19 protein-coding genes are annotated in these 24,100 nt (G+C 69.0%); 12 read left to right on the forward strand and 7 right to left on the reverse strand.

What is annotated here, in order from left to right:
- Positions 1 to 46 precede the first annotated feature (46 nt).
- Positions 47 to 595: a transposase gene (locus tag L540_RS20270; RefSeq protein WP_082149718.1), complete on the reverse strand. Its 549-nt coding sequence runs from the start codon at positions 593 to 595 to the stop codon at positions 47 to 49.
- 174 nt (positions 596 to 769) lie between these two features.
- Entirely contained in the window at positions 770 to 1,369 is a 600-nt protein-coding gene (locus L540_RS20275) for a nitroreductase family protein (protein ID WP_043214929.1), read from the reverse strand.
- Between the two features lie 217 nt (positions 1,370 to 1,586).
- Here L540_RS20275 and L540_RS20280 point away from each other — a divergent pair, with 217 nt between their 5' ends.
- Entirely contained in the window at positions 1,587 to 8,999 is a 7,413-nt protein-coding gene (locus L540_RS20280) for an autotransporter domain-containing protein (RefSeq protein ID WP_131726021.1), read from the forward strand.
- Here L540_RS20280 and L540_RS20285 read toward each other — a convergent pair.
- The gene (locus L540_RS20285; protein WP_043214933.1) at positions 8,996 to 9,316 is read right to left on the reverse strand and encodes a hypothetical protein; all 321 of its coding nucleotides are present in this window, start codon (positions 9,314 to 9,316) and stop codon (positions 8,996 to 8,998) included. The two genes, L540_RS20280 and L540_RS20285, sit on opposite strands and share 4 nt — an antisense overlap.
- 190 nt (positions 9,317 to 9,506) lie before the next feature.
- Between L540_RS20285 and L540_RS20290 the strand changes: the two genes are divergently transcribed.
- The 3 genes from L540_RS20290 to L540_RS20300 all read left to right on the forward strand — a co-directional run bounded on the left by L540_RS20290 (position 9,507) and on the right by L540_RS20300 (position 12,359).
- Positions 9,507 to 10,406 (forward strand): amidohydrolase family protein, encoded by a 900-nt coding sequence (locus L540_RS20290; protein WP_043214935.1) that lies wholly within the window; start codon positions 9,507 to 9,509, stop codon positions 10,404 to 10,406.
- Between the two features lie 24 nt (positions 10,407 to 10,430).
- A complete protein-coding gene (locus L540_RS20295; protein WP_043214938.1) occupies positions 10,431 to 11,660 on the forward strand; it encodes an MFS transporter in 1,230 nt (409 codons plus the stop codon).
- Positions 11,661 to 11,735: 75 nt separating this feature from the next.
- On the forward strand, positions 11,736 to 12,359 hold the full coding sequence (locus tag L540_RS20300; RefSeq protein WP_043214940.1) for a response regulator transcription factor: 624 nt from the start codon (positions 11,736 to 11,738) through the stop codon (positions 12,357 to 12,359).
- A gap of 9 nt (positions 12,360 to 12,368) precedes the next feature.
- Here L540_RS20300 and L540_RS20305 read toward each other — a convergent pair whose 3' ends face one another.
- Positions 12,369 to 13,133: an alpha/beta fold hydrolase gene (locus L540_RS20305; protein ID WP_043214943.1), complete on the reverse strand. Its 765-nt coding sequence runs from the start codon at positions 13,131 to 13,133 to the stop codon at positions 12,369 to 12,371.
- A 76-nt stretch (positions 13,134 to 13,209) separates the two neighbouring features.
- Positions 13,210 to 14,280 carry an LLM class flavin-dependent oxidoreductase gene (locus L540_RS20310; RefSeq protein ID WP_043214945.1) on the reverse strand — a complete coding sequence of 357 codons (1,071 nt, stop codon included), beginning with the start codon at positions 14,278 to 14,280 and terminating at the stop codon, positions 13,210 to 13,212.
- Between the two features lie 152 nt (positions 14,281 to 14,432).
- Here L540_RS20310 and L540_RS20315 point away from each other — a divergent pair, with 152 nt between their 5' ends.
- The gene (locus L540_RS20315) at positions 14,433 to 15,062 is read left to right on the forward strand and encodes an HD domain-containing protein (protein ID WP_197085674.1); all 630 of its coding nucleotides are present in this window, start codon (positions 14,433 to 14,435) and stop codon (positions 15,060 to 15,062) included.
- Entirely contained in the window at positions 15,049 to 15,663 is a 615-nt protein-coding gene (locus tag L540_RS20320; protein ID WP_043214947.1) for an ABC transporter ATP-binding protein, read from the forward strand. The genes L540_RS20315 and L540_RS20320 overlap by 14 nt, the downstream gene beginning before the upstream one ends.
- A gap of 13 nt (positions 15,664 to 15,676) precedes the next feature.
- Here the strand turns inward: L540_RS20320 and L540_RS20325 are convergent, their stop codons facing one another.
- Positions 15,677 to 16,630, reverse strand: coding sequence for a Bug family tripartite tricarboxylate transporter substrate binding protein (locus tag L540_RS20325; protein WP_043214949.1), 954 nt, complete (start codon positions 16,628 to 16,630; stop codon positions 15,677 to 15,679).
- A 329-nt stretch (positions 16,631 to 16,959) separates the two neighbouring features.
- Here L540_RS20325 and L540_RS20330 point away from each other — a divergent pair, with 329 nt between their 5' ends.
- The 6 genes from L540_RS20330 to L540_RS20355 are packed head-to-tail and all read left to right on the forward strand — an operon-like array spanning position 16,960 to position 23,447.
- The gene (locus L540_RS20330) at positions 16,960 to 18,483 is read left to right on the forward strand and encodes an amidohydrolase family protein (RefSeq protein ID WP_043214950.1); all 1,524 of its coding nucleotides are present in this window, start codon (positions 16,960 to 16,962) and stop codon (positions 18,481 to 18,483) included.
- Between the two features lie 16 nt (positions 18,484 to 18,499).
- On the forward strand, positions 18,500 to 19,582 hold the full coding sequence (locus L540_RS20335; protein ID WP_043214952.1) for an ABC transporter substrate-binding protein: 1,083 nt from the start codon (positions 18,500 to 18,502) through the stop codon (positions 19,580 to 19,582).
- Positions 19,583 to 19,606: 24 nt separating this feature from the next.
- Positions 19,607 to 20,431 (forward strand): ABC transporter permease, encoded by an 825-nt coding sequence (locus L540_RS20340; RefSeq protein ID WP_043214954.1) that lies wholly within the window; start codon positions 19,607 to 19,609, stop codon positions 20,429 to 20,431.
- The gene (locus L540_RS20345) at positions 20,428 to 21,216 is read left to right on the forward strand and encodes an ABC transporter permease (RefSeq protein ID WP_043214958.1); all 789 of its coding nucleotides are present in this window, start codon (positions 20,428 to 20,430) and stop codon (positions 21,214 to 21,216) included. The genes L540_RS20340 and L540_RS20345 overlap by 4 nt, the downstream gene beginning before the upstream one ends.
- A 16-nt stretch (positions 21,217 to 21,232) precedes the next feature.
- Complete coding sequence (locus L540_RS20350; protein ID WP_043214960.1) at positions 21,233 to 22,081, forward strand: ABC transporter ATP-binding protein; 849 nt, start codon at positions 21,233 to 21,235, stop codon at positions 22,079 to 22,081.
- 16 nt (positions 22,082 to 22,097) lie between these two features.
- A complete protein-coding gene (locus L540_RS20355) occupies positions 22,098 to 23,447 on the forward strand; it encodes an LLM class flavin-dependent oxidoreductase (RefSeq protein ID WP_043214962.1) in 1,350 nt (449 codons plus the stop codon).
- An 8-nt stretch (positions 23,448 to 23,455) separates the two neighbouring features.
- On the opposite strand, the gene L540_RS20360 is transcribed toward L540_RS20355, so the two are convergent.
- A complete protein-coding gene (locus tag L540_RS20360) occupies positions 23,456 to 23,671 on the reverse strand; it encodes a TOBE domain-containing protein (protein WP_043214964.1) in 216 nt (71 codons plus the stop codon).
- Between the last annotated feature and the right edge of the window lie 429 nt (positions 23,672 to 24,100).

Here is a 24,100-nt window from a genome sequence, read left to right on the forward strand (position 1 = left end):
GGCAACGGCTCCGCCGTGGCGGCGAGGCTTGCGGCGGGCGGCCGCCTCAGGCGCGCTGGATCCATCCGCGATAGACGGCGCGCCGTTCCGCCTCGGTGTTTCCAAGCGCCAGATAGACCATGTCCGGCGTGAAGCAGCCCTCGCCGCCCATGCCCATGCGCAGTCGATAGCTGGACCAGGGATAGGATGCGGGATGGCCCGCCAGCCCTGCCTCGACGGGGTTGCGCTCTATGTAGCAGCAGCAACGAAGCAGATATTCCGTCGTGTCGACCAGACGGCAGCGATAGCGCGCTTCCCACAGGGAGCCGGACCGGTCGTGCCGGCGATTGTGGCGGCGCGTCGCCTGGCCGGACAGGGTTTTCATCAACAAGGGAATGGCCTGCGCATCGCGCAGGGGATTGAGCAGCAGATGGACATGGTTTCCCATCAGGCACCAGGCGTGGACAGCGACATCCTGTTGCTTCGCCAGCCGGCACAGGTCGTGCAAATAACTGCGATACGCAGCCGGACCATCGAAGACGGGCTGGCGGCCATGTCCCCGCTGGACAATATGATGGGCCAGGCCAAGCACTAGCCTGCGATGCGGACGAGGCATATCGGGGAGTTCTCAAGGCAAAGACCGGATTAGGCCAGCCAATTGCCGCGCCGGGGCTGGGATGAGAGACCGTCATGCCAGCGGACAAATACGAATGGCCTGCGCCCCCGGCGCCTGTCCAACGGTCAAAAAAAGGGCCCCGAGAGGGGCCCCTTTTCGATTGCCGGACGGCGTTCAGCCCGCCACGATGAAGCGATCGGCGTCGTCCATGAAGGCCTTGTCGGTCTGGGGCGCTTCGTTCGAGCCGAAGGGCATCTGGGCGCGCAGCTTCCAGGAAGCGGGCACTTTCCACTCACGCGCCACGGCGGCGTCGATCAGCGGGTTGTAGTGCTGCAGGCTGGCGCCCACGCCGGCATTGGCCAGGGCCGACCACACCGACAGCTGGGCCATGCCGCTGGCCTGTTCCGACCACACCGGGAAGTTGTCGGCGTAGAGGGCGAACTTCTCTTGCAGGCCGCGCACGACATCCTGGTCTTCGAAGAAGAGCACGGTGCCCACGCCGGCGGCAAAGCCCTTGAGCTTGGCCTCGGTCTTGTCGAAGCCCTCGGCGGGCGCGACCTTGCGGACCTCATCGGTGGCCAGGGCCCAGAGCTTTTCGCTTTCGGCGCCAAACAGCACCAGGACGCGCGACGTCTGCGAATTGAAAGAAGAAGGGCTGTGCTTGACAGCCTCCTGGATCAGGGCGACCAGGGCTTCCTTGGACAGGGACACATTGCGGCCCAGGGCGTACTGGGTGCGGCGTTGCTTGAGTGCCTCGATATATGCGTTGCTCATGACCTTTGTTGCCTTTCGACTGGTAGATAGGGAGAAGACGTGCAGGGATTCTACCTAGCCGCCATGCCTGCGATCCAGCCTTTATTGGCCCTGATCGCCAGGATGGGACAAGACAGTTCGTTCTATCCATAGCAACAATCCTTGCACTGGCGGGAACTTTTTGGGCGATTCTGTTGCTCACCCCATACATCCCTTTCAAAAAGTTTCCGCCTTACCCATGCCCACCTCCTCTTTTTCACGCCCCCGTCTTCGCCCCTTGACCCTGGCCGTCGCCCTGGCGCTAACCCCACCGGTCGCCTGGTCGGCCTCTTATGGCCTGATCGGAAGCGGTGGAGACGGCGGCACCGGGGGATTCACGGGCTCCGGCGGCGGCGGCGGCATAGGCGGAGGGGGCGGCGCGGGCGGCCTCAACCTGAACGGCGGCGTCGTGACCGGCGGCGCGGGCGGTGGTTTGCGCGCCGGCGCCGATGGCGTGGCCCCGACCGGCGGCAGTAGTCCGGGCGCGGGCGGCGGCGCGGGCGGCGCGCCCCAACACGGCGGCGGCGCCGGCCTGGGCGGGGGCGGCGGTGGCGTGTCCTCTGAGTACACAGGCGGCGGCGGCGGGCTGGGCGCCAACGGAGGCGCCGGATGGGAACTCATCGGCCAAGGCGGCAGCTCACAGCCATTGACCAACCCGCTGACAGGAGTGACGCAGCCGGCGGCCGGCTATGCCGGCGGCGGCGCCAGAGGCTCGGCCTCGGGCATATTGAACGCCGGTCAGGCAAGTACTGACGTGCTCGGCATCGGAGGAGGCGGAGGCGGCGGCGGCGCCTCCAACGGCAGCAACGGCGCAGACGGGGAACTCATCTTCTCCCAATCCGATGTCTCCATCCTTGGTTCGGCGCTGGTGGGCGGCGGCGGCGGCGGCGGCGGTTTCATCGGTAATGGCGGCGCGGGCGGCTACGGACTGCTGCGCCTGATTAGCGGCGGCTCCTTCAGCGTGGGAGACACCTTGCTGGTGGGCGGCTCGGCGGGCGGCCGAAGCACGGGGCTGGGCGGCGCGGGCGGCGCGGGCAAAATCGACATGGTGGACTCCACTCTCGTCATCGGCAAGAACCTGGTCCTGGGCGGCTATAGCAGCGGCTCGGCGGCGGGCGGCGCCGGCGAGATCTCCATTGGCGCGACCAACGGCGGCTCTGCCGCGGTCAACTTCCAGCCCGGCGCCAGCTTCACGATCAATCCCAACGGCACGCTGCGCGTGGGCAACACCAGGAACGGCGCCGCCTTCAATGGACTGGATCGCCTGACCAACAACGGCAATATCTTCTTCACCCAGGCGGATATCCTCTATGTCTTTCAGCCCGGCCTTGCGGGCGATGGCAAGGTCACCATCAGCAACGCGGGCACCACGATTCTGAGCGGGGATCTTTCCGCCTACAACGGCTCGATCCTGACGGACAGCGTGGTGCAGATCGGCGACGCCGGCTCCACTTGGGCCCGCGCCGCCGGAAGGATCTCCGGATCCGGTCGACTGATCTTCGGCCAGAACGCGGACCTGATCTTTGGCGGCAGCATCGAGAGCATCGGCAACCTCTCTCATGCCGGCACGGGCCGCCTGACGCTGACCGGGATCAACCAGATGGCCGGCGGCATCACTGTCGAACGCGGCACGCTGGCGCTGGACGGCGGGTCGCTGATCGCCCTGCCCGGCCGCCTGAGCGTGGGCACGGCCGCCAATGCCAGCGTGGACTTGCGCAACAACGCCCTGATGCAGACGGGCGACGCTGGCATCGGCCTTTCCGGCCCCGGCGACTTGAACATCAGCAGCCGCAGCTTCTGGAAGGGCAATTACGTCTATGTCGGCCAGGCCAACCGGGGCACGCTCACCATCGCCGGCGGCGGCACCGCCGCCAGTACGCGCGGCATCATCGGTTACGCCGCCGATGGCAGCGCGATCGTCACCGGCCCGGGCAGCCAATGGAATGCGTCCACCGGCCTGCTGATGAACCCCCTGGGCAGTTTCCAAGGCTCGCTCACCATCTCCGACGGCGGCGTGGTCAACGCCCCGCAAATCGAAATCGGCAGCACCGCCGGCGGCATAGGCCGAGGCACGATCACCCTCAATGGCAATGGTCTCGCGCGCGGCGTGCTGGAGACCGAAGGCCTTATCCGCCACGGCGCCAATGCCGCGCTCAACTTCAATGGCGGCATCGTCAGGGCCACCCGGGACAATAGCGACTTCCTGGTCAATTTCCTGCCCGGCCAGGCACAGCTGACCGGCGAAGGTCTCTTTTTCGATACCAACGGGCGTCAGGTGGCGATCACGACCGCGCTTGAGGGCACGGGCAATCTCACCAAGCTGGGCAGCGGCACGCTCACGCTCAACCAGCTGAACGCCACAGGCGCGGTCACGGTACAGGCGGGCACCTTGAAGCTGGGCGGCGCCACGGCGATGGCCTCGGGTTCAAACACCCTCATGGTGACTGCTGGCGCCAACGTGGACCTCGACGGCCATGACGCCACGATCGGTGGCTTGACGGGGATGGGCAGTATCGCGCTGGGCAGCGGCACGCTGACCGTCGGACAGAACAATGCAAGCTCTGTCTTCGGCGGCAACCTCAGCGGCGCGGGCGGCCTGACCAAGACCGGCAGCGGCACGCTCACCCTCGCGAGCACCAACAACCACACCGGCACGACCCTCGTCGCGGCGGGCTCCCTGGCCGCTGACGCGGCCAACGCCCTAGGCCGTGGCAGCCTGAATATGGGCCCAGGCGCCTTGCTTGTCCTGGGCGCTTACTCACAGACCGTGGGCGATTTTTCCGGAGACGGCATCGTCATCATGAACGGCGCGACGTTGACCACCGTCAACAACGTCGCCTCCGGCAACTATGCCGGCGCGCTGACCGGCACGGGAAATTTTGTCAAACGCGGCAACGGCCTCTTGGCGCTGAGCGGCAACAACAACTATGCCGGCACAACGCATGTCCAGCAGGGCTCGCTCATGCCCCAGACGCCGGGCTCCCTTGCCCCCGGGGCGCTGCAGATCGATATCGACGCCTTCGTCGGCCTGGCCGGACGCAGCCCGTACAGCATCTCATCGCTGGCGGGCGGCGGCGTGCTCGATCTGGGCCAGGCGCCGCTGAACGTAGGCGACAGCACCAGCACCACGTTCTCGGGTACGCTGGCGGGCGCGGATGGCAGTCTGCTCAAGACAGGCGCTGGCACCCTGACGCTGTCGGGTAGCAATCTCTATTCAGGCGGTACCGAGGTGCTAAGCGGCACGCTGCGCGTGGATGGGTCCATCGCGCGTTCCAGCAACGTCACCATCCACGACAGCGGGACGTTGGCCGGCAACGGCGTCGTCAGCGCCACCACCGTGAAAAACGGCGGCACCCTGGCCCCGGGCAGCGCCGGCAGCACTCTGGCCGTCAACGGCAACCTGACGCTGGAACAGGGCTCGCGCCTGAATGTTGTGCTGGGCGCGCCCGGCACGCCGGCCCTGCCCGGCGCAAGCAGCCGCGTGGATGTCACGGGCGACCTGGTCTTGAACGGCATGCTCGACCTCGCGTCGAGCGCCAGCGACCTCATCGGCTACTACCGCCTCATCTCCTACCGCGGCGCGCTCTCGGGCAATGGTTTGACCGTGGGCAACACGCCCGCCGGCTACCTGCCCGCACAGTTCATCACCCTGAACAACGTGCCCGGCAATATCGACCTGAAGGTCGCCGTCCTGGGCGACAACGCCTTGCAGACCTGGCAAGGCGCCGGCGGCAGCTGGACCGCGGCCGGCAGCAACTGGCTCAACGACGGCGGCCAGGCGCCCGTGCCCTGGGCAGGCCAGCACGCCGTCTTCATCGGCACGCCCGGCACGGTGACCGTGGACAACGCCGCCAGTTTCAAAGGCCTGCAGTTCGTCAGCGATGGCTGGCAACTGGCCGGCACGGCCTCGCTGTCCACCGATGCAGCCGGCAGCGAAGTCCGCGTGCTGGGCGGCAACACCGCCGCCATCGCCACCGAGATCCATGGCGGCGGCAGCCTGAACAAGACCGAGGGCGGCACGCTGGTGCTCTCCGGCGCCAACGGCTACGCCGGCGGCACCATCGTCTCCGGCGGCGTACTGTCCGTCTCCCGCGACGCCAACCTCGGGCAAGCCGCCGCCGGCGTGACGCTCAATGGCGGCACCCTGCGCGTGAGCGACCCCGGCTATGCCCTCACGTCTCGTGACCTCACCGTGGGCGCGGGCAATGGCGCGCTGGACCTGGCCGGCGACTTCCACCTGAACGGACATCTGGCCGGCAACGGCGTGCTGAGCAAGCTGGGCAGCGGCACCCTGTTCCTGGAGCAAAGCGGCAGCGCCTTCACCGGCAACCTGGTGCTGCAGGCCGGCACGATCTCTGCCCAGGCCGCCAACGCCCTGGGCGCGCCGGCCATCACGCTGGCCAGGGGCACGACGCTGGCGCTGAACAACCACGACCAGACCATCAAATCGATCGCCGGCGCGGGCGACGTGGCGCTGGGCGCGGCCACGCTGCGCACCGGCGGCGACAACACCAGCACCACCCTGGCCGGCGCCATCACCGGCAGCGGCAGCCTCATCAAGCAGGGCGGCGGCCGCTTCACGCTCATCGGCGCCAACCACTACTCCGGCGGCACCACCATCGAAGGCGGCACGCTCATCGCCGGCTACAGCCAGGCCCTGGGCACAGGCGGCCTGACCGTGGCCAACGGCGCCCTCATGGACTTCAATGGCTACGATCAGACCCTGACCTCCCTGGATGGCGCGGGCAACATCGAGCTCGGCGCCGCCGCCCTCGCCGTGGGCGCGGGCGATGGGGACAGCCATTTCGCCGGCACGCTATCCGGCGGCGGCTCGCTGACCAAGCTGGGCACAGGCACCCTGACGCTTTCGGGTATCAGCAGCTACACCGGCCCGACCACGATCTCGGCCGGCACCCTGACGGTCGACGGCGCCATCAACCGTTCGGCCGTCCAGGTGGCCAGCGGCGCGCGCCTGGCCGGCAATGGCGTCGTGGGCTCGACCACGGTGGCCAGCGGCGGCCGCATCGCGCCCAGCGGGCTGGGCAGCCTGCATGTCGCCGGCAACCTCTCCCTGGCCGCCGGCGCGCTGCTGGACTACCAGATCGGCGCGCCCGGCACGCCCTCGACGCCCGGCGCCAGCAGCCATCTGCAGGTCGACGGCGACCTGTCGCTCAACGGCACGCTCAATCTGGACGACACCGCCGGCGGCCTGGGCTATTACCGCCTCATCCGCTACGACGGCGCCCTCCTGGGCGGCGGCCTGGCCCTGGGCACTTCCCGCTTGGATGCCAGCCACTACCGCATCGTGCAGGACGTGCCCGGCAGCATTGACCTGCGCGTCGGCACCGCGGGCAGCAACCTGCTGCAGACCTGGACGGGCGGCGATGGCGTCTGGAACACCAGCACCCAGAACTGGAGCAACGACGGCGGCGACCTGCCCGTGGCCTGGGCCGGCAACCACGCCGTGTTCATGCAGAACGGCGGCGGCCGCATTGACGTGCAGGGCAACCCCGCCTTTGCCGGCCTGCAATTCGTGGCCGACGGCTATCGCCTGCAAGGCAGCGGCCGCCTGCTGACCCAGGCCGGCGGCAGCGAGATCCGCGTACTGGGCGGCAACACCGCCACCATCGCCACGGCCATCGGCGGCGCCGGCGGCATCGACAAGACCGAAGGCGGCACGCTGGTGCTCTCCGGCGCCAACAGCTATGCCGGCGGCACCCGCATCTCCGGCGGCGTGCTGTCGGTCTCGCGCGAGGCCAACCTCGGCTCGGGCGGCATCACGCTCAACGGCGGCACGCTGCGCATCGCCGACGCGGCCTATGCCTCCTCGGCACGCGCCATCGACGTGCAGGCCGCCGGCGGCGCCCTGGACCTGCCGCACGACTTCACGCTGCGCGGCGCGCTCTCGGGCAGCGGCGCGCTCATCAAGCGCGGCGCGGGCCTGCTCACGCTCACCGCCGACAGCAGCGCCTACCGCGGCGCGGCCACGCTGGCCGCCGGCGGTCTGTGGCTGGGCGACGCGGCCCGCCTGGGCGGCACGCTCACGGCCCGCGACGGCGCCCTGCTCGGCGGCACCGGCACCTTGGGATCCACCACCATCCAGGCCGGCGCCGTCCACTCGCCCGGCAGCCCTATCGGCACCCAGACCATCGCCGGCGATTACGTCAACCGCGGCACGCTGCTCATCGACGCCACCCCCAGCGGCCACGACCGCCTGGTGGTCTCCGGCGACGTGGACATCGGCGGCGCCACGCTGGACCTGCGCCTGTCGCCCGATGACGCGGCCAGCTGGAAGCCCCAGACCGGCCCCTACACCCTCATCGCCAAGCAGAGCCCGGGCGCCGTCGCGGGCGCGTTCACCCGCCTGAACAACCCCCTGCTCTTCATGAACGCCTTGGTCAGCACCGCCGGCGGCGACGGCAACGATGTCACCCTCACCCTGCGGCGCAATGACCGCAGCCTGGCAAGCCTGGCGCTCAGCGCCAACCAGCGCGCGGTGGCCAACAGCACCGAACGCCTGCCGGACAGCCATTCGGTGTGGCGCACCGTGATGTTGAGCACCGATCCGGGGGCGCTGGGCCAGGCCTTGAGCCAGCTCGCGGGCGACACCCACGCCGGCGTGGTCTCGGCGCTGCGGGCCACGGGCCCCGTGCCTGCCGCGCAGAACGGCCTGACGGCCCTGCGCGGCAACCTGGCCGCGCCCATGACGCCGGGCGCGCCCACCGCCGCGGCCGGCGCCAGCGACGCGCCGGTCGCGCCCGCCGCCCTGCCCACGCTGGCCACGGCCCCGCTCTGGGCCCAGGTCGGCGGCGATTGGAAGCGCCTGGCCGGCGACGGCAATGCCGCCGCCATCCAGCAAAGCAGCACCAACCTGACCCTGGGCGGCGATGCCGCCGTGGGCGCCGGCTGGCGCCTGGGCGGCGCCTTCGGCTACACCGACGCCCGCATCAGCGGCCAGGACCGCGCCGCCAGCGCCAAGACCGGCAGCTATACCGCCACCCTCTATGGCGGCAAGGCCTTTGCCCTGGGCGCGGGCACGCTCAATGTGCTCGCCGGCGCGGCCTACTCCTGGCATGACATCAACTCCCGCCGCCAGGTCCGCTACGGCAGCCTGGACGAGACCTTGAAGGCCGACTACAGCGCCAGCAGCACCCAGCTCTTCGCGGAACTGGGCTACGCGCTGCCGCTGGGCGCGCAGGCCAGCATCGAACCCTTCGTGGGCCTGTCCTGGAATGATCTACGCATGCGCGGCTTCTCCGAATCCGGCGGCTCGGCCGCCCTCTCGGGCCGCTCGCAAAACGACGACAGCGCCAGCACCCTGGCCGGCCTGCGCGGCCAGTGGCAGCTGCCGGACTCGGCCATCGCGCTGCGCGGCCTGCTCGGCTGGCGCCACGCCTACGGCGAGCTGCGGCCCAGCAGCACCCTGGCCTTCGACCAGGGCCCGGCCTTCAGCGTGGCCGGCGCGCCCATCGCGCGCGATGCCGCGCGCGTCGAACTGGGCGCCGACCTCGTCGTGGTGCGCAATATGACCGCCGGCCTGGCCTATGCCGGCGAGTTCGGCGGCGGCAACCGGCAGCACACCGGCAGCCTCAACCTGCGCTGGCAGTTCTAGGCGCGCTCCAGGCGCGGCAGCAGTTCGCCCGCCTGGAGGCTCTCGCCTTCGAGATGCATCTCCAGGCTGCCGCGCGCGATCGTCAAGCGCAGGGCGGGCGCATCGCCCGGGTAGCGGCGCAGGGCCAGCACCAGGCAATCCTCGTCCTCGCCGCTCACCCCGCACAGGTCCCAATCGCTGCCCGCCAGATCGAACAGCAATTGGCCATCGAGCGCGCGCCACGCCCGGGGGGCGTGGATCCAATGGCTCATGCGGACCTCGCGGGGTTCCACCGAAATCACCAGGGCGCCATCCCAATACGCGGTTTCCAGCTCCATCGCCACACTCCTCGAGTCTGCCTCGCCATGATAAGGGCCAAGCACAGGTTGGCCAGCGGCACGTGCGTCACGGTCGCCGCGCCGGACGCCGGCGCCACACACATACGGAAACGCCTCGATACCCGGACCGGAAATGCGCGGGTGTACCCTAGGCCAACGTCGCGCACAGACGCGCCCAGGGAGACTCCGCATGACCTCTAGCCCCCCGTCCGGCGAAGTGGCTTTCTGCCTGCCGCCCCTGCCCCTGTCGCAACAGGCGCCGCCCGCCTTCGAGGCGCCGCCCCTGGCCTGCGACACGCATGCGCATGTGGTGGCCGCCGACAGCCGCGCCTATCCCATGGTGGCCGAACGCAGCTACACCCCGCATCCGGCCGCCGAAGACGCCTATCTCGCCATGCTGGCCGCCAATGGCATGCAGCGCGGCGTGCTGGTGCAGATCAGCGTCTATGGCACCGACAACCGCTACATGCTGGAGGTCTTGCGGCGCCACCCGGACCGCCTGCGCGGCATCGGCGTGGTGGCGCCCGCCATCAGCGATGCCCAGCTGCGCGACATGCACGAGGCCGGCGTGCGCGGCCTGCGCATCAATGTGCTGTTCGGCGGCGGCATCGGCTTTGAGGCCATGGAAACACTGGCCCACCGCATCAAGGACATGGGCTGGCATATGCAATTCCTCATGGACGCGCGGCAATTGCCCGAGCTGCTGCCGCGCATGCGCAAACTGCCCGTGCCCGGCGTGGTCGACCACATGGGCCATATGCCGGTGGCCGAAGGCCTGCAAAGCCCGGGCTTCCAGGCGCTGGCCCACCTCGTGCAGGACCATGGCTGGTGGGTCAAGCTCTCGGGCGCCTACCGCATCAGCACCCAATACGACGACTATGCCGATGTCCGGCCCTGGGCCCAGGCCCTGATCGCCATGGCGCCGGACCGCATGGTCTGGGGCAGCGACTGGCCCCATGTGCATATCTCGCCCATGGTCAACACCGGCAAGCTGCGCAACCAGCTGGCCGATTGGGCGCCCGACCCCTGGACGCGGCAGGCCATTCTGGTGGACAACCCGCAACGGCTATACGACTTCCCTTCACGCTGACCCCGCACAGGCAAGGATGACACCATGCAATGGTATCGAGAGCTGAATCAAACCGAACGGCGCACCTTCGTCGCCGCCTTCGGCGGCTGGGCCATCGACGCGCTGGACTTCATGGTCTTCACCTTCGTCATCTCCACCCTCATCAGCCTGTGGGGGATAGAGAAAGGCCAGGCCGGCATGCTGGGCACCGTCACCCTGCTCTTCTCCGCCATCGGCGGCTGGCTGGCCGGCATCCTCGCCGACCGCTACGGGCGGGTGCGCATCCTGCAGATCACGATTCTGTGGTTTTCCGCCTGCACGGTGGCCATCGGCTTCGCGCAGAACTTCGAACAGCTGTTCGTGCTGCGCGCGCTGCAGGGGCTGGGTTTTGGCGGCGAATGGGCCGTGGGATCCGTGCTGATGGGCGAGATCGTGCGCGCCGAACACCGCGGCAAGGCCGTCGGCACCGTGCAAAGCGGCTGGGCCGTGGGCTGGGGCGTGGCGGCCATCCTCTATACCATCGCCTTCTCGGTGCTGCCGCCCGAATGGGCCTGGCGCAGCCTCTTCTGGATAGGCGTCATCCCGGCCCTGCTGGTGCTCTATATCCGCAAGCACGTGCCCGAGCCCGAGGTCTTCCAGCGCGCGCGCAGCCAGCTCGAAGCCGCCGCCGCGCGGCCCTCGTTCTGGACGATCTTCTCGCCCGCGCTGCTCAAGACCACGGTCATCACCGCCCTGCTCTGCACTGGCGTGCAAGGCGGCTATTACGCCATCACCACCTGGCTGCCCACCTTCCTGAAAACCGAGCGCCAGCTGTCGGTCATGGGCACGGGCGGCTATCTGATGGTCATCATCGTCGGGTCTTTCTGCGGCTATATCGTCGGCGCCTACCTGGCCGACCGGCTGGGCCGGCGCGCCAACCTGCTGATCTTCTCGGTGCTCTCGGGCATCAGCGTCTATGTCTACACCCTGGTGCCGCTGACCGATGCGCAAATGCTTGTGCTGGGATTCCCGCTGGGCTTTGCGGCCTCGGGCATCTTCAGCGGCGTGGGGGCCTACCTGACCGAACTGTTCCCCACCGAGGTGCGCGCCAACGGCCAGGGCTTTGCCTATAACTTCGGCCGCGGCATCGGCGCGCTGTTTCCCAGCCTGGTCGGCTTTCTGAGCCAGACCCACGGCCTGGCATGGGCCATCGGGGCCTTCGCCACCGGCGCCTATGCCATCGTCATCGTCACGGCCCTGCTGCTGCCCGAAACCCGCGGGCGGGTGCTGAAGTAAGGCCGCGCCGGCCTGGCCGGCGGCGCCTCTTGCTAACATACCGGGGTGCCCGCGTTACGGGCGCTGGAGCTCCCCATGACCACCGTCCTGCTGGTGGACGATCACACCATGTTCCGCGAAGGCCTGGCCCTCGCCTTGCAGCACGCCGCCCCCACGCTGCAGCTGCTGCCGGCGGCCACCGGCGCGCAGGCGCTGGCCCTGCTCGACGACCTGCGCGGCGTCGATCTGGTCGTCATGGACTATTACCTGCCCGACATGGCGGGCACCGAACTGCTGCGGCGGCTGCGCCAACGCCGTCCCCAGCTGCGCATCCTCGTGCTGTCGGCCTCGGAAGACCCGGAAGACCGCCGGCGCGCCCTGGAGGCAGGCGCCCAGGACTACCTCCATAAATCCGCCAGCTCCCGCACCCTGGCCGCCGCGCTGGCCTCGCTGGGCCAGGCCAGGCCCGGCATGCCTCCCGCGGCCGACGCGGCGCCGGATGCCGCCGCCCTGCTGCGCACCCTCACTCCGCGCCAGGTCGACGTGCTGCGCCTGATGTGCGACGGCCTGCGCAACAAGGCGATCTCCGAGCAGCTGAACATGAGCGAGAAAACCGTCAAAAGCCATGTCTCGGCCATTCTCGGCACCCTGGGCGTGCTCAACCGCACCCAGGCCACCCTGGTCGCCCGGCGCGGCGGTCTGTTCGGCAAGCCCGCCTGAGACCGCCTGCTAGGGCTTGAGCCACTCGCCGATCACCGCCAGCACCGCCTCGGGCTGTTCGCGGTGCGGCACATGGCCGCAAGCGGCGAACACATGCTGGCGTCCGCCGGTCAGGCGCGCGATGCGCTCGGGATGGACCAGCGAACCATACTCATCGGTATCGCCATGCAGGGCCAGCACGGGGCAGCGCACCCGGCCCAGTTCGGCGTCCAGCGTCCATTGCGCGAAATCCGGCGCCAGCCAGCTGTCGACCCAGGCGCTCAGAACCCAGGCCGCCTTCTCGCCGTGGTATTTCTTCAGGCGGTCCAGCTGGCCGGGTTGGGCGAAATCCTCGCGCGCCTGGCGGATGCCCGCGAGCGTGCGCGCTTCGGCGAAGACCTGGGCCGATTCGGTGATGAGGCCGCGGCAATCCGGCGAGCCGGCGGCCACGATGGCCATCCCGCCGCCCACGCTATGCCCCATGGCGGCAAAGGCGCCGATGCCCAGCTGCTCGCGCAGGCAGCGCAGGCCTTCTTCCGCCTCGCGGCTGACGAAATCCAGGGTCAGCCGCCCGGGGTGGGGATCGGAGCGGCCAAAGCCCAGGCGGTCATAGGCGATCACCTCGCGCCCGGCCGCCTCGGCCAGGCGCTGCGGAAAATCGCGCCACAAGGCCACGCAGCCCAGGGAATCATGCAGCAGCACCAAGGGCGGCAGGCCGGCATCCCCGGCGCGCCAGCGGCGGGCGTACAGGCGGCCCTGGTCGGTCTCGATGAAATAGTCTTGAATCGTGGACATGGTTCGGCGTCGGGCGAAGGAGAACACGATAGTAGCGTCCCGGCCGGCCTGATGCCCGCCGCGCCCGCCCGATGCCTCATTGCCCGCGCAGCAGCGGCAGCAGGTCCCGGCCCTGGCGCTCGATCTCGCGCAGATAGGGCGTGTCGGAGAGCACGAAATGGCTGATGCCCAGCGCCTGGTATTTGCGCAAGGCCGCCGCCACTTCCTCGGCCGAACCCACCAGCCAGGTCGTGCCCGCCCCGCCGCCGCCGTGGCGGCCCGGCGCGGTGTAGAGGTTGTCGTCCAGCACATCGCCGCGCGCCTGCAGGTCGAGCAGGCGGCGCTGCCCCACCGCCACCGCGTGGCGATGGTCCTGCCAGCCCTGTCCCTGCACGCGCGCCATCTCGGCCACCTTGGCCTCGGCATCGGCCCAGGCCTGCGCGCTGGTCTCGCGCACCAGGGTCGTGACGCGCAGCCCGAACTCCAGCGGCGCATGGCGGCGCTCCAGCCGCGCCGACAGCGTCTTCAGCCGCTCGATCCGCTCGGCCACATCGGCCAGCGGCTCGCCCCAGAACAGCTGCACATCGGCCTCGGCGGCCGCGACCTGTTCGGCCGCCTCCGAGGCGCCGCCGAAATACAGCCTGGGATGGCGGCGCGCGCCGCGCACGACCGCGCGCGGACGCAGCCGCGCCTGCTTGACCTGGAAGTGCTCGCCTTCGTAGCTCACTTCTTCCTCGGTCCACAGCCGGCGCGTGAGCTGCATGAATTCGCGCGTGCGCGCATAGCGCTCGGCCTGCCCGCTTTCATGGTCGCCATAGGCCTGCAGCTCATCCTTGCCCGAGACGATGTTCACACGCACCCGGCCGCCGCTCAGCTGATCCAGCGTGGCCGCGGCGGCGGCGAACTGCGCCGGACGCCAATAGCCCGGGCGGATGGCGATCAGGGGCTCGAAGCGGGTGCTGCGCGCCGCCAGCGCGGTGGCCACCGTAAACGTATCGGGCCGCCCCCAGCCCGCGCCCAGCAGCGCGCCGGTCCAGCCATGCGCCTCCAGCGCCTGGACCTGGCGCGTCAGCGTCTCCAGGCTGTTGTGATCCTCGACCGCGGTATCGCCGCGATGCCCGGGATCGGTTTGATTGGGGATGTACCAAAGATATTCGGAAGCAGTCATGCTTGCGGCCGGCCGTGACAAAACGCCAGCTTGCCGCATCCCCGAGCCGGGGTCGAAGAACGATGTCTTGGACGCTTATAGCCGCTGGAAATAAAACGGCGCCGTCCGCCTGGGATGTAGGCGCGCTGCTATACTTTTTTTCCAGCGACTCCATGGCCCGCCCCAGCGTGAACCCGACTCCCCTGGAACGCCAGCTCTCCTTCCTGCGCGAAATCGACCAGCTCAAGCGCGTGCTGCGCAAGACATCGCTCATCGATGGCTCGCGCCGCGAAAACAGCGCCGAGCACTCCTGGCATCTGGCCATGTATGCGCTCATCCTGGCCGAGCACGCGGCCGCGCCGGTCGACGTCCTGCGCGTCGTGAAAATGCTGCTGGTGCACGACATCGTCGAGATCGACGCGGGCGATGCGCCCTTTCATGACGCCGCGGCCCAGGCCGGCCAGGCCGAGCGCGAACAGGCCGCCGCGCAGCGCATTTTTTCCCTGTTGCCGCCGGCGCAAGCCGCCGAGCTGCGCGCGCTCTGGGATGAGTTCGAGGCCGGCGCCAGCGGCGACGCCAGGTTCGCCAAATCCCTGGACCGCCTGCAGCCCCTGTTGCACAACATCGCCACCGACGGCGGCAGCTGGGTGGAGGGCGGCGTGAACGAGGCGCAAGTCATGGCGCGCTATGGGCCGCCCATCGAAGGCGGCGCGCCGGCCCTCTGGGCCGAAGCCGCCAGGCGCGTGCGCGGCCACTTCCATCCCGACTCCGGCGACGATTCCCCCCCCCATGCTACGTATTGACAATCTGGGCAAGCGCTATGGCGATCATGCCGTCTTCCAGGGACTGACGCACCGCTTCGGCCCGGGCTGCGTGGCCTTGTGCGAGCAGGAAAGCACCGGCAAATCCAGCCTCCTGGGCATCATCGCGGGCGCGCTCGCGCCCGATGAGGGCGAGGTCTGGATCGCCGGACATTCGCTGACCCGCGAGCGCCCCCAGGCCCTCGCCCGCCTGGCCTATGTACCCGACGACTGCCTGAGCCAGCCCGCGCAGACCGGCATCGGCTTGCTGCGGCAGACCGCCGCCGACAAAAACCTGCCGCTGGACGAAGCCACCCTGGACCTCGCCCGGCGGCTGGGGCTGGAGCCCCACCTGGAAAAACGCTTCGACCAGATGTCCACCGGCACGCGCCGCAAGGTCTTCCTGGCCGCCGCCGCGCTGGGCGCGCCGGCCGTCGTCGTCGCCGACGGGCCGGACAAGGGCCTGGACGCCCAGGCCCGCGCCGTGCTGGCCGAGACCTTCAGGGATTGGGCGCGCGACCGGCTCGTGCTCTTCGCCAGCCACGACCCCGAACTGGTGCAGGCCTGCGGCGCGCGCTTGACCGACGTCGGCGCGCTGCGTTAGCGGCCGGCCGGTATCAATCCACCTCCGCGCCCGAGCGGCGCACCACTTCGCCCCATTTGCCGACTTCGGCCGCGATGAAGGCGGCGGTCGCCGCGGGCGTGCCGGGCATGGGCTCGGCGCCACGGTCGTTGAGAAACTTGCGCATCTCGGCGCTGTTGAGCGCCCGGCCGATATGCTGGCTCAGGCTGGCCGTGATGTCGGCCGGCGTGCCGGCGGGCGCGAGCACCGCCGCCCAGCCTATGGCCTCGAAGCCCGGATAGCTTTCGGCCACGGTGGGCACATCGGGCAGCTGGGCCAGGCGCTTGGCCGTGGTCACGGCCAGCGGCACCGCCTTGCCCGATTGGATATGCGGCAGGGCGGCCGTGACCGAATCCACCATCAGCGGCACCTGGGCGCCCAGGAAGTCGGCCTGGGCCGGGCCGCTGCCCTTGTAGGGGATGTGGCGGATGTCGACATTGGCCGCCGCCTTGAACATCTCGGCCGACAGATGCTGGGTGCCGCCGATGCCGGCGCTGGCGTAGACCAGTTCGCCCGGATGAGCGCGGGCGCGCTCGACCAGGGCCGGCAGGCTGGCGATGCCCGAGGCCGGCGTGGCCAGGAAGACCAGCGGCACGGAGAACACGCCCGAGACCGGCGCGAAGTCCCCGGTCAGGCTGTAATTGATGGTTTTGTACAGCGTCTGGTTGACCGCCGCGGCGCTGCCCGCGATCACCAGGGTGTAGCCATCGGGCTTGGCGCGGGCGGCTTCGGCCATGCCGATATTGCTGCCGGCGCCGGCGCGGTTCTCGACCACGATGGTCTGCTTCAGCGTGCCGCCGAGTTTCTCGGCCAGCGCGCGCGCGAAAATGTCGGTGGCCTGCCCCGGCGGGAAAGGCACGATCAAGCGGATGGGGCGTTCGGGATAATCGGCGTGGGCGGCCGCGGCCAGCGCCAGGCTGGCGCACAGGCCGGCAAGAATACGTTTCATGGTCAGCTCGAAAAAGGAAAATCATCGCGGGCCCTGCCCGCCCTGTCTCGGCACGCCTTTTGAGCCGCCGCCGGGACGGCTTGCCGCCATCCCGCGGCCCTTGTCGGGCCCGGCCCCCATGATACGGGCAAACGAACGGCGCCCGCATGCCGCCGGGCCGTCGCGGGAGGCGCCGGACACCGCGGACAGCCGGCGGACGCCACGGCGCCGCCTTGGCATTTGCTCATAAGCACAAGAAAAGAACGAATCCTTCGTTGGGCGGGCACCACTGCTGTCTTAGAGTCTTCGACAGCAGTGGTGCCCGCCTTTCTTCTTTTCTGGAGCCAGCCATGAACGACCGCCTCAGCCGTGTGCAAGCCTCGCGATCCGCCGCCGTAAAGGCCACCCTGGACTATCCGGTGATCGACACCGATGTCCATGTCAATGATTACGCCCCCATCCTGGAAGACTATGTGCAGCACTATGGCGGCTCCAAGCTGGTGGACGCCTTGCGCCGCGCGCTGGGCTCGCGCTTTGCGACCAAGGCCGAGGGCCGCGACTGGTACGCGCAGACGCCCGAGGAGCGCCACTACCACCGCACGCTGCGCGCGCCCTGGTGGGCGCGCGTGACGCGCAACACCCTGGACCTGGCCACCTATACCCTGCCCGAACTGCTCTATGAGCGCCTGGCCGAACAAGGCGCGGATTATTCGGTGCTGTTTCCCAATGATGTGCTGGCGCCGCTGGCCGCGCGCGACGACACGCGCCAGGCCCTGCACCGCGCCATCAATCATTTCCATGCCGACCAATACCGCAAGTACAGCGACCGGCTCACGCCGGTGGCCGGCATCCCGCTGAACACGCCGCAGGAAGGCATCGAGGAACTGGAATTCGCGGTCAAGACCCTGGGTCTGAAGGTGATCAACATCGCCGGCGGCGTCAAGCGTCCCATCAAGGCCATCGCCGACAAATACCCGGCCGCGCAATATCCCGAGATCGCCAAGCACGCGCACTACATCGACTTCTACGGCATCGACAGCGAGTACGACTACGATCCCTTCTGGGCCAAGGTGGTGGAGCTTGGCGTGCCCGTGACCACGCATTACGGCAGCCAGGGCTGGACCGGCCGGCACTCCATCAGCAACTATATGTTCAACCACATCGGTCACTTCGCCGATGGCTCCCAGGCCTTCGCCAAGGCGCTGTTCTTCGGCGGCGTGACGCGCCGCTTCCCCGGCCTGCGGGTGGCCCTGCTCGAAGGCGGCGCGGATTGGGGTTCGCATGTCTACACCCATCTGGTGGACCGCTGGGAAAAGCGCAACCGCCAGGCCGTGCAGCACTACAACCCGGCCAATGCCGATCTGACGCTGCTCAAGAGCCTGTTTGAACGCTACGGCGCCGATTTCATCCGCGGCCGCGAGCTGGATCCGGCCCAGCTGTTGCGCGACAGCCTGGGCATCTCCGCCCTGCCCCACAGCCGCGATCCCAACCCGGACGAGCTGGACGACTTCGCCCTGGCCGGGATCGAAAAGGTCGAGGACATCCGCGACCGCTGGGTCAACAGCTTTTATTTCGGTTCGGAGGCCGATGACCGCACCGTGGCGGCCGCCTTCAATGAGCGCGTTCATCCGCTGGGCGCGAAGATCAATGCCATCTGGTCCTCGGATGTCGGCCACTGGGACGTGCCCGACCTGACCGAGCCGCTGGCCGAGAGCTGGGACCTGGTCGAGCAAGGCGTCCTCAGCGCCGAAGACTTCAAGGCCTTTGTCTTCGGCAACCCCTATCGCTTCTACACCGAGGCCAATCCGGCCTTCTTCGCCGGCACCGAGGTCGAGCGCAAGCTCAACCGCGCCCCCCAGGCCAAAGCCGCCTGATTCCTGGAGTGATTGCATGAACAAGCTGTCCAAGACGGCCGCGCGGGCGGCCCTGTTTCTCGCGCTGGCCGCCGGCGCCGCCCAGGCCGCCGATGTGGTCCGCATTGGCGTGGCCACCGCCGGCGGCGGCGACCCCATCACCTGGGGCGGCTCGCCCGGCGGCGTGGTGCGCGCCAACCATGCGCTGGAAGAAGCCTTCAAAGCCGACGGCGTCAAGGTGGAGTGGCTGTTTTTCAAGGGCGCCGGCCCCGCCGTGAACGAGGCCCTGTCCAATAAGCAGATCGACTTCGCCTACCAGGGCGACCTGCCCCAGGTGGTGGGCCGCGCCAATGGCCTGAAGACCAAGCTGCTGCTGGTCAGCGGCGCGCGCAACAATCTCTATGTCGTGGCGCCGCCCTCCTCCCCGCTGGCGCGCATCGAAGACCTGAAGGACCGCAAGGTGTCCATCTTCCGCGGCACCAACGGCCATCTGGTCGCCATCAATGTACTGGCCGCGCATGGCCTGGCCGAACGCGACATCAAGGGCGTGAATCTCGATTCGGGCAGCGCCCAGGCCGCCCTGGTCTCCCATGGCGTGGACGCGGCCTTTGGCGGCTATGAGTGGTTCAAGGTGCGCGACCAGGGCCTGGCCAAGGTCATCTACTCCACCCAGGGCCAGGACCCCGCGTTCACGCGACAGGCCTCGCTGCTGGTGCGCGAGGATTTCGAGCGCGAGAACCCCGCCCAGGTGCAGAAAGTGGTCGATGTCTTCGTGCAGGCGGCCAAATGGGCTTCCGATGAGGGCAACCGCGAGGCGCTGTTCAAGATCTGGGAAAAGAGCGGCGTGCCCTATGCCTCCTGGGCGGCCGAGTTCGACAAACAGGATCTCGCCACGCGCAACTCCCCCCTGGTCGACGATTTCATCATCGCCCGCTACCAGGCCGTGGCCGCCGATGCGCTGAAAGAAAAGCTGATCCGCCGCGAGGTCTCGGTGGACGGCTGGTTCGACACGCGCTATCTCGACCAGGCGCTCAAGACGCAGGGGCTGACCCAGTACTGGCCGCGCTATGACGCCAGCGGCAAGGTTCAGTCCGCGCCGCGCCAGGCCAGCACCCGCTGACCCGTCCACGTCGAAGGAGCCCGCATGAGCACCTTGAGCCTGCCCCGCCTGCCCGGGATCGCGCTGGACGGCCGCGCCCTGGCCTGGCGGATCGCCCCCTGGCTGCTGCCGCTGTCGCTCTATGCGCTCTGGCACCTGGGCGCGGCGCAGGGCTGGATTTCGCCCCAGGTCCTGCCCCCGCCCTCCTATGTCTGGGACACGCTGCGCGATCTGGCCGCCAGCGGCGACCTCTGGCTGAACCTGCGCGCCAGCATGATGCGCGTGATCATCGGTTTTGCCTGCGGCAGCCTGCTGGGCCTGGTCCTGGGCGCCGCCATGGGCCTGTGGCGCCCGCTGCAAGCCTATCTGCTGCCCAGCTTCAATGCCCTGGTGCAGATTCCGGTGCTGGCCTGGCTGCCCTTCGTGCTCCTGCTGGTGGGTATCGGCGAGCCGCTGAAGTACATCCTGATCGCCAAGGCCGCCCTGGTGCCCGTCACGCTGAACACGCTGCAGGGCTTCCGGCTGGCCAGTCCGGCCCTGCGCGAAGTGGCGCGGGTCTATGGCTATACCCGCCGCCAGGAGGTGCTCGAAGTGATCCTGCCCCTGGCCACGCCCACCATTTTCACCGGGCTGCGGCTGGGCTTCACCAAGGCCTGGCTGTCGCTGGTCGTGGTCGAACTGGTCGCCTCCAGCGAGGGACTGGGCTATCTCATCGTCTATGGCCGCCAGCTGTTCCAGCTCGACCTGGTCATGGCCGCCGTCATCGTGGTGGGCGCGGTGGGCTACGCCATCGACCGTCTGCTCGACTGGAGCGAGACCCGCTTCATCGGCAGGCGCGGCGCGTCCGCTGTCCAGGGAGAAGAAGCATGAGCGCGCTGCCACTGCCGCCGGCCGACGAAAACCGCCGCCGCTGGCGCGGCCTGGTGCTGCCGGCGGCCGCCCTCCTCGTCTGGTGGGCCGCCTCGCAAGCCGGCGTGGTCAACTCCGCCCTGCTGGTCTCGCCGGGCAAGGTGCTGCAGACGGCCGCCGACCAAGTCCTCTCCGGCAAGCTCTGGCGCGCCCTGGGCGCCAGCCTGGCGCGCGAATTCACCGGCTTTGTGATCGGCGCCACGGCCGGCCTCCTGCTGGGCGCCCTGTTGGGCGTCTCGCGCGCCTTCAATCGCCTGGTCGGCCCCAGCTTCAACACCTTCAAGCAGATCTCGCTGTTTGCCTGGATTCCGCTGATCTCGGTGTGGTTCGGGCTGGGCGACACCGCCAAGGTGGTGTTTCTTTCGCTGGCCGCCCTCGTGCCCGTGGTGGTCAACACCTGCGACGGCATACGCGGCACGCCGCCGGCCTTGCTGGAAGTGGCCCGCGTCTACGGCTACACCCGCCTGCAGACCTTCACGCACGTCGTGCTGCCGGCCGCCACGCCCGCCATCTTCACCGGCATCTACCTGGCCCTGATCTATTCCTGGCTGGCCACCATAGGCGCCGAATACCTGCTGGTGGCCGGCGTGGGCATCGGCAATCTGCTCATCGAGGGCAGCGAACACTTCCAGATGGACCTGGTGATCTTCGGCATGTTTGTCGTCGGCCTGGTGGGCTGGCTCATGAACGCCCTGGCCCGCCTCATCGAACGCCGCCTCGCCTTCCTGCGCGGCGCGGCGCAATAACCACAGGACAGACCGCATGACATCGACCTCTTCCTCCGCGCTGGACCTGCTGCTGCAAGGCGTGGGCAAGCGCTACGCCAGCCCGCAGGCCGACCAGGGCGTGCTCCAGGTGCTCGACGGCATCGACCTGCGCATCCCCGCGGGCGAATTCCTCTCCATCGTCGGCGCCAGCGGCTGCGGCAAGTCCACCCTCCTGCGCCTTGTCCTCGGCCTGGACGCGCAGTACGAAGGCCAGATCACCCTGGGCGGCGCGCCGCTGCGGGGCACCGGCCCCGAGCGCGGCATCGTGTTCCAGGATCACCGGCTTTTCCCCTGGCTGACCGTGGCGCAGAACATCGCCGTGGGTCTGCGCAATGCGCGCGCCAGCGCTGCCGAAAAACGCGACCGCGTGGCCGAGCACATCGCGCTGGTGGGGCTGGAGGGCTTTGAGCAATCCTATCCGCATCAGATATCGGGCGGCATGGCCCAGCGCGTGGCGATCGCGCGCGGCCTGGTCAACCGGCCCCGGGTGCTGCTGCTGGACGAGCCCTTCGGCGCGCTGGACGCGCTGACGCGGGCGCGCCTGCAGGCCGAGCTGCAGCGCATCTGGCAGAAAGAGCGCATCACCATGATCCTCGTCACCCACGATGTCGAAGAGGCCGTATTCCTGGGCGACCGCATCGTGGTCATGCAGCCGCGTCCGGGCCGCATCCGGCGCATCGTGCCGGTGCCGCTGGCCCACGCCCGCAACCGCAGCGATCCGCGCTTCATCCAGATCCGCGACGATGTGCTGTCGGATTTCCTGGCGCCGGACGCTGGCGAAGACCTGCCCCGCGAGCGCCCCCTGCCCCAGCCTTCCCTCGCCTCGCTGCGCATGGCCTGGTGATTTCCCGGAGACTCTGATGACGACAAGACAGATCAAGCTCGGCGCCTTCCTGATGCAGACCGGCCACCACATCGCCGCCTGGCGCCACCCCGGCGCCCAGGCCGACGCCGGCGTCAACATCCGCCATTACGCGGACCTGGCCCGACGCGCCGAGGCCGCCAAGTTCGACGCCATCTTCCTGGCCGACTCGGTGGGCGTGCGCAATAGCGAGCTGGACTCGCTCTCGCGCACCGCGCGCAGCGACCATTTCGAGCCCTTGACGCTGCTCTCGGCGCTGGCCATGGTGACCGAGCGCATCGGCCTGATCGCCACCGTATCGACCACCTACAACGAGCCCTACCATGTGGCGCGCAAATTCGCCTCGCTGGACCACATCAGCGGCGGTCGCTCGGGCTGGAACCTGGTGACCTCCAGCGGCCAGGGCGAGGCGCAGAACTTCAATCTCGATGAGCATGTCGAGCACGCGCGGCGCTATGCGCGCGCGGCCGAGTTCCATGATGTGGTGCTGGGCCTGTGGGACAGCTGGGAGGACGACGCCTTCCTGCGCGACGCCGCCAGCGGCCAGTACTTCGACCCCGGCAAAGTGCATCCGCTCAATCATCGCGGCGAACACTTCCGCGTGCGCGGGCCCCTGAACGTCGCGCGCTCGCCGCAGGGCCGGCCCGTGGTGGTGCAGGCCGGCGCCTCGCCCGCCGGCCGGGACCTGGCCGCGCGCACGGCCGAAGTCATCTTCGTGGCGCACCAGACGTTGGACGAAGCCCAGTCCTTCTATCGCGACATCAAGCAGCGCGCCCAGGTCTATGGCCGCGATCCCGACCAGATCAAGATCATGCCTGGCATTTTCCCCGTCATCGGCCGCAGCCAGGATGAGGCCGAAGAAAAATTCGCGCGGCTGCAGGACCTCATCCCTCCCGTGGTCGGCGTGCAGCTGCTCTCGAACATGATAGGCGCCGATCTCAGGGGCTATCCGGTCGACGGCCCCCTGCCCGATCTGCCGGAAACCAATGGCGGCAAGAGCCGCCAGCAGCTGCTGGCGGACCTGGCGCGCCGCGACGGCCTGAGCATACGCGAACTGTATCTGCGCATCGCCGGCGCCCGCGGACACCAGCAGATCGTGGGCACGCCCAAGCGCGTGGCCGATCAGCTGCAGCAGTGGTTCGAGGAAGCAGGCGCCGACGGCTTCAACATCATGTCGCCCTGGCTGCCGGGCGGGCTGGACGACTTCATCGAACTGGCCCTGCCCGAACTGCGCCGGCGGGGCCTGGTGCGCAGCGAGTACCAGGGCAGCACCCTGCGCGAGCACCTGGGCCTGCACCGTCCGGCGCATCCGGCGGCCGCCGCGCGCGGCGCGCGCGCGGCGGCCTGAGCCGCGCCTCAAAGCTTGGCGACCGAAACCTCGGTTGCCTTGACGAAAGCCAGCACCTCGGTGCCGACCTGCAGCTCCAGCTCCTTGACCGACCGCGTCGTGATCACCGAGGTCACGACGCCGGCCGGCGTTTCGATATCGACTTCGGACACCACCGAGCCGAACACGATCTCCTTGATCTTGCCCCGGAACTGATTGCGCGCGTTGATGGATGGAATGGCCACGAAGAATCTCCTGCGTCATGCGCCCGGAAAGCCCCGGGAAGGCGGACCCGCGCGCATTCTGTGCGCGGCTGTCCATAGCCTAAGGCGATAAGCGGCGCCGGCAAACGCACAATTGCGACTAAGGATATGTCGTGTGAAAGGTGTCAGACACCCCCCAGCGCCGCGGTTCATCGCAAGACCTTGCCATCCGGTGTCTGACACCTCCATGAAGCACGTCTCGATGCCAGGCAACGGCCGGCGCCAGAGGTGTCAGACACCCCCAAGCGCCACGGTTCATCGCAAGACCTTGCCGCCCGGTGTCTGACACCTCCATGAAGCACGTCTCGATGCCAGGCAACGGCCGTGCCAGAGGTGTCAGACACCCCCAAGCGCCACGGTTCATCGCAAGACCTTGCCATCCGGTGTCTGACACCTCCATGAAGCACGTCG

Origin of the sequence: Bordetella pseudohinzii (genome assembly GCF_000657795.2) — a bacterium.
In the GTDB taxonomy this organism is placed as follows: domain Bacteria; phylum Pseudomonadota; class Gammaproteobacteria; order Burkholderiales; family Burkholderiaceae_B; genus Bordetella; species Bordetella pseudohinzii.

Excerpts from the sequence above, each read along its gene's own strand:
- L540_RS20305 (WP_043214943.1), bottom strand. The coding sequence starts at position 13,133 with ATGTCCACGATTCAAGACTATTTCATCGAGACCGACCAGGGCCGCCTG.
- L540_RS20315 (WP_197085674.1), top strand. The coding sequence starts at position 14,433 with ATGGCCCGCCCCAGCGTGAACCCGACTCCCCTGGAACGCCAGCTCTCC.
- L540_RS20355 (WP_043214962.1), top strand. The coding sequence starts at position 22,098 with ATGACGACAAGACAGATCAAGCTCGGCGCCTTCCTGATGCAGACCGGC.
- L540_RS20300 (WP_043214940.1), top strand. The coding sequence starts at position 11,736 with ATGACCACCGTCCTGCTGGTGGACGATCACACCATGTTCCGCGAAGGC.
- L540_RS20320 (WP_043214947.1), top strand. The coding sequence starts at position 15,049 with ATGCTACGTATTGACAATCTGGGCAAGCGCTATGGCGATCATGCCGTC.
- L540_RS20280 (WP_131726021.1), top strand. The coding sequence starts at position 1,587 with ATGCCCACCTCCTCTTTTTCACGCCCCCGTCTTCGCCCCTTGACCCTG.
- L540_RS20325 (WP_043214949.1), bottom strand. The coding sequence starts at position 16,630 with ATGAAACGTATTCTTGCCGGCCTGTGCGCCAGCCTGGCGCTGGCCGCG.
- L540_RS20335 (WP_043214952.1), top strand. The coding sequence starts at position 18,500 with ATGAACAAGCTGTCCAAGACGGCCGCGCGGGCGGCCCTGTTTCTCGCG.
- L540_RS20295 (WP_043214938.1), top strand. The coding sequence starts at position 10,431 with ATGCAATGGTATCGAGAGCTGAATCAAACCGAACGGCGCACCTTCGTC.
- L540_RS20285 (WP_043214933.1), bottom strand. The coding sequence starts at position 9,316 with ATGGAGCTGGAAACCGCGTATTGGGATGGCGCCCTGGTGATTTCGGTG.
- L540_RS20290 (WP_043214935.1), top strand. The coding sequence starts at position 9,507 with ATGACCTCTAGCCCCCCGTCCGGCGAAGTGGCTTTCTGCCTGCCGCCC.
- L540_RS20310 (WP_043214945.1), bottom strand. The coding sequence starts at position 14,280 with ATGACTGCTTCCGAATATCTTTGGTACATCCCCAATCAAACCGATCCC.
- L540_RS20330 (WP_043214950.1), top strand. The coding sequence starts at position 16,960 with ATGAACGACCGCCTCAGCCGTGTGCAAGCCTCGCGATCCGCCGCCGTA.
- L540_RS20350 (WP_043214960.1), top strand. The coding sequence starts at position 21,233 with ATGACATCGACCTCTTCCTCCGCGCTGGACCTGCTGCTGCAAGGCGTG.
- L540_RS20275 (WP_043214929.1), bottom strand. The coding sequence starts at position 1,369 with ATGAGCAACGCATATATCGAGGCACTCAAGCAACGCCGCACCCAGTAC.
- L540_RS20345 (WP_043214958.1), top strand. The coding sequence starts at position 20,428 with ATGAGCGCGCTGCCACTGCCGCCGGCCGACGAAAACCGCCGCCGCTGG.
- L540_RS20340 (WP_043214954.1), top strand. The coding sequence starts at position 19,607 with ATGAGCACCTTGAGCCTGCCCCGCCTGCCCGGGATCGCGCTGGACGGC.
- L540_RS20270 (WP_082149718.1), bottom strand. The coding sequence starts at position 595 with ATGCCTCGTCCGCATCGCAGGCTAGTGCTTGGCCTGGCCCATCATATT.